Here is a 13,473-nt window from a genome sequence, read left to right on the forward strand (position 1 = left end):
TTGTCTATTCTTTGCTAATAGACAAACGGTTACGGCCGGCTTTCTTTGCTTTGTATAAGGCGTTATCTGCAAGCTTCATCACTTCTTCTGGCTTTTTGGTTGTCTTGCTGTCCGCTAACCCAATGCTTACGGTAACGTTGACTATCTTCGATGCCAGTGAACCTTGGCCTCTATTCTTACTGCCTGTGTCATCACAGTTAGGGCGGGCATGATTGTCGCGTATTACGATGTCATAGGCTGCAATGTCTTGAATAAGCTCATTCAGATGACCAACGACCTGTTTAGCCTGTTTGCGCCGATAGATGATCGTAAACTCTTCACCCCCATAACGATAAATTCGTGGGTGACCTGATGTTAGCCTCATTCTACTGGCAACAAGTTTGAGCACTTCGTCACCGATATCATGACCGTAAGTGTCATTGAACGTCTTAAAGTGGTCGATATCGAGCATTGCTAATGAATACTTTCGACCCAAATGTTTCATATCGCTTTCTAATGCGTGGCGACCTGGAATATTGGTTAGTTGGTCATTAAATGCAAGTGCATGACTTGCCGACATCATGTAGATGATGATCAGCACGCCAGATAACGAAAATAGTGTGCTTGATATATACAGAACGTCAAAGAAGATAAACGTCGAGCTAGCCATAACGATAGAGCTGTATACGACAACATCAATAGGGCGGTTATACATCAACACTAAGATTGCCGTTAACCCTGACAATCCAATACTGTACATCAAAAGTATGAAAGGGAGTTTCGATAGTGAAGAGACAGTAAATAGGACGCCTTCACTCCAAGACTCAAAGCCGCCGTCGTAAAAGTGGGTAATGATCAGTTGTGACCATGCAATAAAGAGCCCAATCGCTAATAAATAGAATCCTGTCGTCCTTGCTGATAAAGCAGTGTCAGGAAAGGCATAAACCAACAAACATGACACTGGAAGCAAGGCGGCTAACAGCGACAGCTCTAATAATGTTGTCCCGGTATTTAATGGGCTTTGAAGACGTGTTTGTATCACGGCATATGCAACAAGCATGGCAATAGATACCATGGCCATGCGACCTTGTTTAAAGGTAAAGCATAAGACCCCCGCTACAGACAAAAGAATGTAAGGGAGGTTGTTGGCAAAGCCATGGTTTGATTCCGTAATTAAGATGACATTGTTCATACCAACAAGCAGTATGCTGAGTAGGAGAAGCGGAAAACAAAAACGGAACAAACTAGACGTGACAAACGAAGATGACATTTATGTAGAGTGCCTATCTAAACTGATGATTCTATAACTAATACTAGTAATGTAGGATACGGCTTAAATTCCAATTGCCAAGCTTTTTACCTGTTTTTAGATAAAAACATAGTGATGGATTGTGAATAATGCAACAAAGTGAGTATGTTTATTGTTGATATTATTGGTATAACCGACTAAAAGTTAAGTAGAACTGGCGCAATCAATAACTTGAATCATGGAGAGATAAGATATGCAGATCAGTGTTGACGTTCATAACTATATGGAAACACTCGTTGGTCAGGTGCTAACGACAGAAGAATATGTATCAAGTTATTCTCAGGAGCAATTGGCCGATCTTGCGTGCTTAGCTCTGGGGCAATTAAAGCCGATCTATATTCGCTATGACATCGACTTTTTGGCGGCTTTGCCAGAGGAGAAGTTGGTTTTGTACAAGCGAAATAGTGAGATCGCAGTCAAAAATGCAGAAGCGATGATTTTAGATGATCGAAGAAAAAATCGCTCCCAAGATATTCCGGTTATCTTCTCACATCACAATTTTGACGATGATGTTGAGCTTGATTGGTATGAAAAGCCACTGTTGAAGAACACCTAGTCGTGGTACGTTAGAGGAGTCCTTGGTCGTTGAATTAGGAGTATAAAAACGTGGGATTTTTTTCAAAGCTATTTGGAAGTAAAGAAAAAACCGAACAAGCCGTTGCTGTTGAACCTGTAGAATATAAAGGTTTCAATATCTATCAAGAAGCATTGGCTGAATCGGGGCAATATAGAGTCGCTGGGCGTATCGAGAAAGAAATTGATGGCGAAATGAAATCTCATCGTTTTATTCGTTCGGACGTTGTTTCAAACAAAGATGATGCCAATGAACTGATGCTGAAAAAATCTCAAATGTTTATCGATCAGATGGGCGATAACATTTTTAGCTAACCAATTAGGGCTAGACTTGATGTTGGTCATAATTTTAAGAGCCTTCAGTGTATATGCTGAAGGCTCTTTTTAGTTTTTAAGGAAAAAGAGCAGCTAGATAGTTGTTATATAAGGGATTAATTTCAAGTGGTTTGACCTCTTAACCTCATTTGGTTGTCTTTTAGCCCCTCAAAATCGATGAAATTACATCCAATCCGTTATATGTAATAACTTTTTCTGTTCTTTGAATAAAACGCTTGAAGTATTAGTTGTCGTTAGATACAAACGAATAAGTCATTGTGCCAATAGTCAAGGAATAGCTATGCAAATTGGTGTACCAAAAGAAACCCTCGCAGGTGAAACGCGAGTCGCTGCTTCTCCAAAATCGGTAGAACAGCTTTTAAAGTTAGGATTTGAAGTTTGTGTTGAGACACAAGCGGGCGCTTTAGCAAGTTTTGATGACTCAGCTTATGAAGAAGCTGGCGCTAAAGTAGTCTCTGCTGACCAAGCTTGGGAATCCGATATCATCCTTAAAGTCAACGCTCCTATTGTTGACGAAAATCTCGACGAAATTGCACTTATCAAAGAAGGTGCGAGTCTGATCAGTTTTATCTGGCCAGCTCAAAACCCAGAATTGATGGAGCAGCTGTCTAGCAAGAATATCAATGTAATGGCAATGGATTCAGTCCCACGTATTTCACGTGCCCAAGCATTAGATGCATTGAGTTCAATGGCAAATATTGCAGGTTATCGTGCTGTGGTTGAAGCTGCTCATGAGTTTGGTCGCTTCTTTACGGGTCAAATTACCGCAGCAGGTAAAGTACCACCGGCTAAAGTGCTGGTTGCAGGTGCTGGTGTTGCTGGTCTTGCCGCCATTGGAGCTGCTGGCAGTCTAGGCGCAATCGTTCGTTCGTTTGACGTCCGCCCAGAAGTAAAAGAACAAGTCGAGTCGATGGGCGCTGAATTCTTAGAAGTGGATTTCCAAGAAGACACCGGCGCTGGTGACGGCTACGCGAAAGAGATGTCTGATGAATTCAACAAGAAAGCAGAAGAGCTCTATGCCGCGCAAGCGAAAGACGTTGATATCATTATTACAACCGCATTGATTCCAGGTCGTCCTGCACCGAAGCTAATCACTAAAGAGATGGTCGATAGCATGAAGCCGGGTAGTGTGATTGTTGATCTTGCTGCGGCTAATGGTGGTAACTGTGAATACACGGTTGCAGACCAAGTAATCACAACAGCAAATGGCGTTAAGGTTGTTGGCTACACCGATATGGTAGGTCGCCTTCCAACTCAGTCTTCACAGCTGTATGCAACTAACCTTGTTAACCTACTTAAACTCCTTTGCAAAGAAAAAGACGGTAACATCAATATCGATTTTGATGATGTTGTTCTTCGTGGTGTGACTGTGGTTAAAGAGGGTGAAGTGACGTGGCCTGCGCCACCGATTCAAGTTTCGGCTCAACCTCAACAGGCAAAACCGCAAGCTGCGCCAGTTGAACCTAAGGTTGAAGAACCGAAATCTCCAGCGAAGAAAATTGCAGGCATGGCGATCGCTGTTGGTGCCTTTGCATGGATCGCTTCTGTTGCTCCGGCTGCGTTCTTATCGCACTTCACGGTATTTGTACTGGCTTGTATTGTTGGTTACTACGTAGTTTGGAATGTTAGCCACTCTTTGCATACACCGTTAATGTCGGTGACGAATGCAATCTCAGGCATCATTGTTGTTGGTGCGTTACTTCAAATCGGTCAAGGCAGTGGGGTTGTTACCTTCTTGTCGTTCATCGCCGTGTTAATTGCAAGCATCAACATATTTGGTGGCTTTACCGTTACCAAACGCATGCTTGAAATGTTCCGTAAAGACTAAGGAGTATAACGGATGTCTGAAGGATTAGTACAAGCAGCTTACATTGTCGCTGCTGTATTCTTTATCATGAGTCTTGCTGGGCTTTCCAAGCAAGAATCGGCTCGTGCTGGTAACTACTATGGTATTACTGGTATGGCAATCGCTCTGTTTGCAACGATCTTTGGTCCTTATTCTGAAGGCCTAGTGTGGATCATTATTGCGATGGTGATCGGTGGTGGTATCGGTATCCACTACGCGAAAAAAGTAGAAATGACTGAGATGCCAGAATTGGTTGCGATCCTACACAGTTTCGTGGGTATGGCGGCAGTATTGGTTGGCTACAACAGCTACATTGATGCACCAGAAGCAGCAACACACGCAGAGCATGTTATCCACCTTGTGGAGGTTTTCCTTGGTGTGTTCATTGGTGCAGTGACGTTTACTGGTTCTATTGTCGCATTTGGTAAGCTACGTGGTGTGATTTCATCGTCAGCATTGAACATCCCTCACAAGCACAAATGGAACCTGGCTGCGATTGTTGTTTCTACGTTCTTAATGATCATGTTCGTCAAAGCTGACGGTAGCATGTTTGCTCTGATTGTAATGACGTTGATCGCTTTTGCATTCGGTTACCACCTAGTTGCTTCTATCGGTGGTGCAGACATGCCGGTAGTCGTATCTATGCTTAACTCGTACTCGGGTTGGGCAGCCGCCGCTGCTGGTTTCATGCTAGCAAATGATCTATTGATCGTAACTGGTGCTCTAGTGGGTTCATCAGGTGCAATTCTGTCTTACATTATGTGTAAGGCGATGAACCGCTCATTCGTTAGTGTTATTGCTGGTGGTTTTGGCCAAGAGGTGACTGTATCTGGTGATGCTGAAGAGCAGGGCGAACACAGAGAAGCGTCGGCTGAAGAAGTCGCTGAAATGTTGAAAGGTTCTAAGTCTGTAATTATCACACCTGGATACGGTATGGCCGTAGCGCAAGCTCAATACCCAGTGCATGAAATCACTGAAAAGCTTCGAGCTCAAGGTGTTGAAGTGCGATTTGGTATCCACCCTGTAGCGGGAAGGTTACCGGGTCACATGAACGTATTGCTTGCGGAAGCTAAAGTACCGTATGACATCGTTCTAGAGATGGACGAAATCAACGACGACTTTACTGAGACTGACACCGTACTAGTCATTGGTGCGAACGACACAGTTAACCCAGCAGCGTTAGAAGATCCAAATAGCCCAATCGCAGGCATGCCGGTATTAGAGGTTTGGAATGCGCAAAATGTTGTTGTGTTCAAGCGTTCTATGAATACCGGTTACGCGGGTGTACAGAACCCACTGTTCTTTAAAGACAACACTCAAATGTTGTTTGGTGATGCAAAAGAAAGCTGTCTAAGCATTCTAGAGCACTTATAAGAAACCGTTAAATGGCAAGGGACTCGATTGAGTCCCTTTTTTTGATTACTGCTCTTACATTCATATAAATTATTGCCGCATAATTGATGACAGTTATCGGATTGCTAAGGTAAAAATTTATCTTTGATAGCGAATGGTATATATTTGATTTATCTGTATGAATTAGCGCTTGGCTTGTGACGATTAAACAAACATTATCATTTATTACATTAAGCTTTTTCGTTTCAGCAACTGCTTTCGCTGACTCGTTGCCTGAGCGTATCGATCATTTTACTAAGTTGTTTGATCATGAAACGGCGGTCGAATCCTACGACATTCGTGTACTGCAAGCCGACTACCCAACTAGCTTAATCATGCCATCAGCTATGCTACCGCAAACGGCAAAGTACCCGCTGAAGGATATTCAAAGGCTATATCAATTATCGAAAACGTGTAGTGGAAAACTACCGCTTAGCCCTTTAATTACCGAGCCTTTAGTGTTTACACGAGCCATGTGTAAAGGGACAGTGTTATCGGATCGCTGGTTCAGTCGTAGTGGTTTGATTCACCCTGGTGGCGGTTCATACGCAGCACGTTACGTAGAACAGTACCCAGAAAAGTTTGAATCGCTAAAGCGCTTTATGCACATTCAAGAGCGACCAAATGAAGCTCATGATGAGCTTCTGACTCGCCTAAAACACATGAACAGCGAAGCGATTACTGCATTACTAGCTGGTGCGAGCATGTTTGTAGAGCTCGATGAACTATGGCTTAAACGCGGTGACCGATACTATTTGTATCAAGAACCAATCTGGACTGAGAATGCGCAGCTAGCCGGACTTTCATATCGCCTGTCAGATGAAGACAATAGCTGTTTCGTTCAGCGAGGCAATATTTGTTGGGAGATCGAAGATCACTCAGAGCTACTTCAAATCGCGATGATTGTTCTAGTGGTTGCAAATATCTTGTTGGTGATTGGCTGGTCTATCTATCGTTGGAACGTACGCAAACAAGAGATGAAGAGTCGTATGTTAGTACTGCAGATCCTAACACACGAACTTAGAACGCCTATCGCCAGCCTGTCATTGACGGTGGAAGGTTTTAGGAGAGAGTTTGAACACCTTCCTGAAACGGTTTATGACGAATTCAGGCGCCTTTGCGAAGACACTCGCCGATTAAGGCAACTTGCCGAAGCAAGTAAAGACTACTTACAGTCTGACAATCAACCTCTCGCTACAGAATGGGTACCAAGCGTACAAGAGTGGTTGGAATTTAAAATTGAAGAGGAGTTTGGTCCTGATATCAAACTTGTCATTAACCAAGACATCGCTGCGAAAGTAAACGTTTATTGGTTAGGAACTTGTATCGATAACTTGATCAGAAATGCGGTTAAGTACGGAGTTCCACCAGTTACGCTTGATCTCACGACTTCTGACAAGAAGCTGACATTCAAAGTGATAGATAATGGAGACTTGACCCGCAAAGACTGGGGGCAGTTACGCAAACCGTTTGTAAGTAAGAGCGGTCTTGGTTTAGGCCTAACGATAGTTGAATCTATGGTTGGGAAAATGGGTGGACACATGACTCTCATCGGGCCCCCGACAACATTTATTTTGGAGATACCTTGTGAAACAGACATTGCTTCTCGTTGAAGATGATAAAAACTTAGCTGATGGTCTTCTAGTTAGCCTAGAGCAAGCTGGATATGAATGTTTGCATGCAGAACTCATCTCTGAAGTTGAAGGGTACTGGGAACAGGCTGATCTTGTAATCCTCGACCGTCAACTTCCAGATGGCGATTCAGTGGATTCTCTACCTGGTTGGAAAAAGAAGAAAGATATCCCAGTTATTCTGTTAACGGCACTTGTTACAGTAAAAGACAAAGTTGCAGGTTTAGATTCTGGTGCGAATGACTACCTAACAAAACCATTTGCAGAGGCTGAACTATTTGCACGTATTCGCGCGCAACTTCGTTTACCGGATGCAGAAGAGCAGGATAGCTCTAAAGTTGTTGCTCAAGACTTAGTCATCGATAAAGCAACACGTGAAGTCTTCTTTAAAGATCAAGAAGTAACATTAACTCGTACTGAGTTTGATTTGCTTCTGTTTTTAGCGAGCAATCTGGGGCGTGTTTTCACGCGTGATGAACTACTTGATCATGTGTGGGGTTACAACCACTTCCCAACGACTCGAACTGTTGATACGCACGTACTTCAGCTACGTCAAAAACTGCCTGGTTTAGAAATTGAAACACTACGTGGCGTTGGCTACAAAATGAAAGCGTAATAATGAAACGAAAAGCACTTCCACTACTACTGATGGCAATGACCAGTTTCTCTAGCTCGGCAACCGAGTGGTTTACTGGTAGTAATGCATTAACACAGGTCCATAAGCATATTTTAAATGATGATTTGACGTTGATGTTCGATTCATTGGTGGAAGTGTGGCAAAGCAATACTTCTAAGGTGCGAGAACAGCACCTTAATGAACTATTCAATCAGGCGCTGAACAAAGATTGTGGTAAGACGTTAACCAAGAATACTTTGCCTGATTGGATAAGTTCAGTCGTAATAAAGCGACACATGATTCAAAGCCCTGGCAGAGATACGTTTCGCTTAGTCATCGACTTAGAGTCTACTGAAAACATTCAAAACATATCGCTAGACAAGTGGGTTGATAAAACTCTGTCATCCGATAGCCAGATGACTAAGAGTGCTAAAAAGGTTGAGAATAGTGACGCGTATTTGTACAACAAGCGCTATAACTTGTCGTCACCCGTTCAATCCGGCCTTTATCGTCTAAGCGTAAAAGTTGAAGATGGAGCAACTTGGAGTACTTGGGTTATTTTTGGTGAAGTAAAGCTCAAACAGCAAGTACGTTGGGCATCTAAAGACTCGTGGCGTATTGATAAGAAAGAGCTTTTAAATCCGTATTGTCCGTTGCCGCGCTTGGAAGTTGGGCTTTATGATTACGTCAATGAACGCTATGAGCGTGTTTGGGGTAAGAGCTATGAGTCAGATTATCCAATGCAACTAAAGGGTGAAGATATTCCAAGTGATCGCTACGTTCTGGCCGTTTCAATGGCACACGCGCGTTGGCAAGGTGATATAACCATCGAACAGACACAAACGATAAGTAAAACGTATGATATTTCTAGCGAGGAGGAGTTAAAGTAAATTACAATCATGCCGATAACAATGTAAAGGACTTAACAAAGAACTATCAGCATGAACAAAACGACAAAACTACTCGCAACGTCAATAGCCTTAGCTAGCCTTCCTGCTACTGCAGCAAACTATGCCATCGAAGCGCGCGGAGACGCTATGGGTGGCGTTGGTGTTGTATCAGCTAACTTCTTAACAGCCCCATTTTATAACCCCGCTTTAGTTGCTATTTATCGTCGTAACGATGACTTAGGTATGATCACGCCAAGTTTTGGTGTTAATTACAACGACCCAAATAACCTGGTTGATGACGTCGATAATTTAGCAGATAGAATTAGTGACGGGTCAGTAACGAATGCCGATATCGATGCGTTAACAGGTGATAAGCTAAAATTCGATATCGGGGGTGTCGTCGCATTTGCATTACCAAATCAATACATTGCCGCTAATGCATTTGCTAAAGCGTATACAGAGTCTTTTGTAACCCCTGATACCTATACAGCTAATGCTAGTGCGGTAACTAATGCAGAATTAACCGCGGTTAAAGCCGTATCTATCGGTATAGCAGAAGCTGGTATTTCATTAGCAAAGTATCAAACATTTCTAGGCCAGCATTTTTCGTTTGGTGTGTCTCCTAAGCTACAACGAATCTATACTTATAACTATATTGCAACTGCGTCTAGTTATGATCTTGGCGATGTTCGTGAAAATGAAACCGCTGAAACAACATTTAATATCGACGCAGGTGCTTTATGGTTTTACGGACCATTTCGAGTAGGTTTCTCAGCGACAAATATTATCGACCGTGATATAGAAACTAAATCAATAACCCAGCAACTTAGAGCAACCGACGGTACGACAAGAGACATTACGTCAAACCATTCGTACAAACTTGGCCCTGTATATACAGTAGGTGCTGGTATTGTTGCTGATTACTTCACGCTAAGTGTCGACTACGACATCAACGAGGCCGAAAAATTCACGAGCTTTGATGACAACGAGCAGATGATTCGAGTAGGTACTGAGGTAGATATCTTACGCCAATTGAAATTGAGAGGAGGGTACTATAAGAACCTTGCTTACTCTGATTCAGAAGGCACAATAACGGCAGGTGTAGGGATCTCTCCTTTGAACCTATTCCAGTTAGATATCAGTGCAAACTACACTAATGAAAACGCTATGGGTGCTTCGATCAATTTCCTTGCCAGTTACTAATTGTCTCTATATAGTTCAGCTCCTAAGTAAAAGGAGCTGAACATGCTAAACGATTTGCCAACACTGACACACGCAGAACAGCAAGCCGCTGTAGAAAGAATTCAAGAACTAATGACTCAAGGTGTTAGTACAGCAGAAGCCATCAAGATCGTGGCTCAACAAATTCGTGATGAATCAGAAACTAAAGAGTAGGGCATTAAGCCCTTCTTTTTTACTTATTAGCGCACTATAACTAAATCATTCTTTTCAATATCTACGCTCTCTCAGCCTCAAAGTAAACGACAAAACTTCCTCTCCATAACAGAAACAATAATAAAGTCAGCATCTTAGCTTAGTATCAAATTCTACAGAAAACTTAACGCGATCAGATGTGTAATAAAATTACGGTGCGTATTACATAAGGTTACCCATGCGCATTCCCGCTTCAAGCTTGGGTGTCAATTTATATGACGCCGGTTGGTTTCGGTTTTTCTTTGAAGGCGGTTATTTGTTAAGTGGCTGTTTTTATTGATATTAAACGGATTTTCGGTGTGGCAATTATTCTGACTTTGAATCAAGTGATAGATTAGTGTTACGTGAACTTAGAAAGTAATAGTTGTGAGATTTAGGTTATATAACGCTTTGATGGACTGAACGGTTAAAGGTAGACAACTCTATTGCGACCTTGGTTCTTTGCTTGGTAGAGAGCTGTATCAGCACGCTTGATCGCGGTACGTATCGATTCCTTTCGCTCCAATTGAGTTAAGCCAATAGACGCAGTGATCTCTAATGATTTTGGCCAAAGATTACGAGCCATGGCTTCCATAAACTCAGATATCTTGTCGTTACACTGTGACGCATCTTGCTCTAAGCATACCAGTAAGAACTCTTCACCACCCCAGCGATACATTAAATAGTTCTCATTGAAGACTTGTTCCGATAGGTCGGAGAACTCTCGTCAACATTGTCACCAATGTCATGGCCATGACCAATTTGAAATGGTCTAAATCGAATAGCGCGACGTGGATAGCCTTGCCTTGTTGTATAAGCCTTTCGAAGTGGTAAAAGCTGTCCAAGGCTTGAGTACGATTTCTTGCTCCTGTGAGTGAGTCGGTTGTTGCTTTAACTCGAAGCTCGGCGATCTCGCGCTTGAGCTGGATTGCTTTGGCATCAGAAATCTTGCGACAACGATGTATTAGATACATCGAACCCGCTACGTAATAGATTGCGAATGCTACCCATATGCCGATCAAAACTCTGATGAGCGTTAAGTGTGAAATGACTTTTCCATGAAAAACTATGTTGTATATAGTTAACTGATGTAGGCCCTCTAAAGTACTCGAACCTAATCCAAGTTCTACCGATACTGTATTGGTGATATCAACACCACTTTTGGTAATTGGATGGTTGTAGAAGTCAACCCACCATAAAGGTACGTTGAAATACTTTAAATCAATATTTTCTTTGTCATTAAGCGAAAAGTCGAATCGGTTAAACTTATTGGATATAGGGTCTCCAGTAGCACTGTATGCATCATTATGATTTCTCGTGTAAAACCTAAAGCGGGGATTCTCTTGACCTTTATAATCCATATTGATTGTTACAGAGTCATATTTGGAAAGATCTACGCCTTGTCCGTCTGCTGATATAACAAACTCAACCTCACAGAAAGGCGAACGATAATCTCTTTTAAAGTTGCAGTGTAACGTTATTGAACCATTTTCTTGGGTAACATGACCGCGCGTACCACCACCATGGTCTTGATCGGTATTCACTTTGGGCTCGAAACGTTCAGGCGTAATGGTAAAGTTTTTATCCATACCTATGTGGAATGAGAATAGAGAAAATGCATTGATTGCGAGACATGTTACAGCTAGGAACACATTAAGCTGTCTAAATGTTCTTTCGTTCATTAATCAAATCTGTAGGAATTCTTCTATCAAGTAATTGATATTGATACGATTTCGAGAAGCGAACGATACTAAAAGGCTAGGGAGATCACTGATACTGTACACACGTAACTCTGACACACATTTGACATAGATAAACAACAACTATTTGGTTTGGGCGCATTTAGTCACAACGTAACTTAATAGCGGTTATTTTTGTAAGTCAGAACTCTATTTTAAAGTGCTTCTCTATGTCACGATCGGATAATCAGACAGCTAGAATCACCATTGGCGTATATTGTGGGTTCACAATTGACTCATGTGAACAGGGATTGGTAATCAGGTTCTTCGATAAAGACTAAAAGGCAACATTTGTCGCTGCGGCCTTCAAACCAATCATGGTGTGAACCGTCGATTTGGATGAGCTCACCGAGACAATCACGGCGATAGCGAGGCTGATAAATTCTGGGCTTACGTCTAGAGTATGGAGTCCATAGTCCGCCAGCAATCATCCATTGTCGGAGAGTTTCTTTGGAAACAATCAGATTGTGATGATCAGAGAGTTTTTCTAGCGCAAACGTAGGTGAAAAATCGAAGTATTGTTCACGTACAATCTTTAATACTTCAGCTCGAAAGTTATCATCATAGCGTCGGTTGCTTGGGCGACCGCGGGTTGCATGTGCCAAGCTTTTAGACCATAAGTTGCTAACTGGTTCAACAGCCGTCTGACATGTCGAGTCGAGAGATTTAAAATGTCTGCAGCGTCGACTTGTCATAAGCGTTTTTCTTGTATATCCGTTAGAACTTTAAATCGATTTATCTCGTGATCACCCATAGCGATTAACATCAGTTTAGGTCCTCAAAGCCAAGCAACACTTTAAGCTTAGGAGGACATTTTAAAGTTGCTCAAACCGGACATTACTATACTGCTCTTACAAAATCAGTGCGTATTATCTATCTTATGTTAAATTGGATTTGCAATTAATAAGGCAGAGCTCCATTAAGATACCCTGCCTAATCGTATGCGCACTCTCGGTACTTGATATTGAAGTTATTTAACCAAAACGCTTATTTACCATAAAATAGCTAATATCTAATGATAATAATCTTCGATTCTTAACTTTAATATTAGCCAGCTTAACCACCGGCCAATTTAACTTTGAGACCTTTCTTTTCAAGATGTGCTTTGATCTTGTCTCGAGCGTCACCCTGAATTTCAATGTTGCCGTCTTTTACAGAGCCGCCACAACCGCAAACTTTTTTAAGTTCCGCAGCCATTAATTTAAGTGGCGCGTCATCTAAGTCTAAACCTGTTACAACAGAAACGCCTTTGCCTTTACGACCTTTAGTTTCACGTTGAATTCGAACAATACCGTCACCCTTGGGGCGCTCGACTTTTTCTTCCTCAGGTTTAATACGACCCGTTTCTGTGGAATACACTAAGCTCATAGTCTTTTACTTCTTTTGTTGTTGCTGTGCTTTTTGCTTTGCTACCAAGTAAGCTTCGATATGGCGCTGTATTGCCGTTTTCGATCCCTTAATAAGGCGACCGTTAAACATACAGTACCAAGCATTAGGTTCGCCTGTATCGTTCTTGATTTGATAGCCATTAAAGTTTTCCGCTTGGCCACCTGAACCTGCTCGAGGTTTGTTTAATGAAGTGAACTCTTTTGGATCAATGATAGATGCAGTGTCAATCCACCAATCGATGCTCTTCTTCAAAGCGGTCAAGTTACCTTGAATTGCGTGGTTTTTTAATTTTGCACGCCAAATAGTATTCGTCGCATCTGTTGATTGCAGATGAACTCCTCGATAAATCGAATTAGCCAT

General features: G+C 42.1%; 13 protein-coding genes and 1 pseudogene. 9 read left to right on the plus strand and 5 right to left on the minus strand.

Annotated elements, in window-relative coordinates; all coding sequences use genetic code 11:
* Window positions 1–4: 4 nt before the first annotated feature.
* Window positions 5–1,249 carry a GGDEF domain-containing protein gene (locus tag KI743_RS02160; protein WP_285464624.1) on the minus strand — a complete coding sequence of 415 codons (1,245 nt, stop codon included), beginning with the start codon at window positions 1,247–1,249 and terminating at the stop codon, window positions 5–7.
* A gap of 232 nt (window positions 1,250–1,481) precedes the next feature.
* On the opposite strand from KI743_RS02160, the gene KI743_RS02165 reads away from it, so the two are divergent.
* The 9 genes from KI743_RS02165 to KI743_RS02205 all read left to right on the plus strand — a co-directional run bounded on the left by KI743_RS02165 (window position 1,482) and on the right by KI743_RS02205 (window position 9,967).
* On the plus strand, window positions 1,482–1,844 hold the full coding sequence (locus KI743_RS02165; protein WP_032552521.1) for a late competence development ComFB family protein: 363 nt from the start codon (window positions 1,482–1,484) through the stop codon (window positions 1,842–1,844).
* 50 nt (window positions 1,845–1,894) lie between these two features.
* Window positions 1,895–2,176, plus strand: a complete 282-nt coding sequence (locus tag KI743_RS02170; protein ID WP_032552522.1) for an HlyU family transcriptional regulator — start codon at window positions 1,895–1,897, stop codon at window positions 2,174–2,176.
* Window positions 2,177–2,477: 301 nt separating this feature from the next.
* Window positions 2,478–4,025 carry a Re/Si-specific NAD(P)(+) transhydrogenase subunit alpha gene (gene pntA / locus KI743_RS02175; protein WP_032552523.1) on the plus strand — a complete coding sequence of 516 codons (1,548 nt, stop codon included), beginning with the start codon at window positions 2,478–2,480 and terminating at the stop codon, window positions 4,023–4,025.
* A gap of 12 nt (window positions 4,026–4,037) precedes the next feature.
* On the plus strand, window positions 4,038–5,417 hold the full coding sequence (gene pntB, locus KI743_RS02180; protein ID WP_285464627.1) for a Re/Si-specific NAD(P)(+) transhydrogenase subunit beta: 1,380 nt from the start codon (window positions 4,038–4,040) through the stop codon (window positions 5,415–5,417).
* A 161-nt stretch (window positions 5,418–5,578) separates the two neighbouring features.
* Window positions 5,579–7,048: a sensor histidine kinase VxrA gene (gene vxrA, locus KI743_RS02185; protein WP_373417789.1), complete on the plus strand. Its 1,470-nt coding sequence runs from the start codon at window positions 5,579–5,581 to the stop codon at window positions 7,046–7,048.
* Window positions 7,023–7,682, plus strand: coding sequence for a response regulator transcription factor VxrB (vxrB, locus tag KI743_RS02190; protein ID WP_032552526.1), 660 nt, complete (start codon window positions 7,023–7,025; stop codon window positions 7,680–7,682). The genes vxrA and vxrB overlap by 26 nt, the downstream gene beginning before the upstream one ends.
* A gap of 2 nt (window positions 7,683–7,684) precedes the next feature.
* On the plus strand, window positions 7,685–8,572 hold the full coding sequence (locus KI743_RS02195; protein ID WP_285464629.1) for a DUF2861 family protein: 888 nt from the start codon (window positions 7,685–7,687) through the stop codon (window positions 8,570–8,572).
* A gap of 51 nt (window positions 8,573–8,623) precedes the next feature.
* Window positions 8,624–9,775 (plus strand): conjugal transfer protein TraF, encoded by a 1,152-nt coding sequence (locus tag KI743_RS02200; RefSeq protein WP_285464631.1) that lies wholly within the window; start codon window positions 8,624–8,626, stop codon window positions 9,773–9,775.
* A 42-nt stretch (window positions 9,776–9,817) separates the two neighbouring features.
* Window positions 9,818–9,967, plus strand: a complete 150-nt coding sequence (locus tag KI743_RS02205) for a YoaH family protein (RefSeq protein ID WP_285464632.1) — start codon at window positions 9,818–9,820, stop codon at window positions 9,965–9,967.
* 445 nt (window positions 9,968–10,412) lie between these two features.
* Here KI743_RS02205 and KI743_RS02215 read toward each other — a convergent pair.
* The 4 genes and pseudogenes from KI743_RS02215 to KI743_RS02230 form a co-directional block, all read right to left on the minus strand.
* Window positions 10,413–11,667, minus strand: a pseudogene (locus tag KI743_RS02215) (GGDEF domain-containing protein).
* A gap of 293 nt (window positions 11,668–11,960) precedes the next feature.
* On the minus strand, window positions 11,961–12,329 hold the full coding sequence (locus KI743_RS02220; protein ID WP_285464637.1) for a hypothetical protein: 369 nt from the start codon (window positions 12,327–12,329) through the stop codon (window positions 11,961–11,963).
* Between the two features lie 451 nt (window positions 12,330–12,780).
* Window positions 12,781–13,092 (minus strand): stress response translation initiation inhibitor YciH, encoded by a 312-nt coding sequence (yciH, locus tag KI743_RS02225; RefSeq protein ID WP_032552543.1) that lies wholly within the window; start codon window positions 13,090–13,092, stop codon window positions 12,781–12,783.
* Window positions 13,093–13,098: 6 nt separating this feature from the next.
* Window positions 13,099–13,473, minus strand: a complete 375-nt coding sequence (locus KI743_RS02230) for a DUF3319 domain-containing protein (RefSeq protein WP_152470588.1) — start codon at window positions 13,471–13,473, stop codon at window positions 13,099–13,101.

It is taken from the genome of Vibrio sp. D420a, from assembly GCF_030248625.1.
Classification (GTDB): Bacteria; Pseudomonadota; Gammaproteobacteria; order Enterobacterales; family Vibrionaceae; genus Vibrio; species Vibrio fortis_A.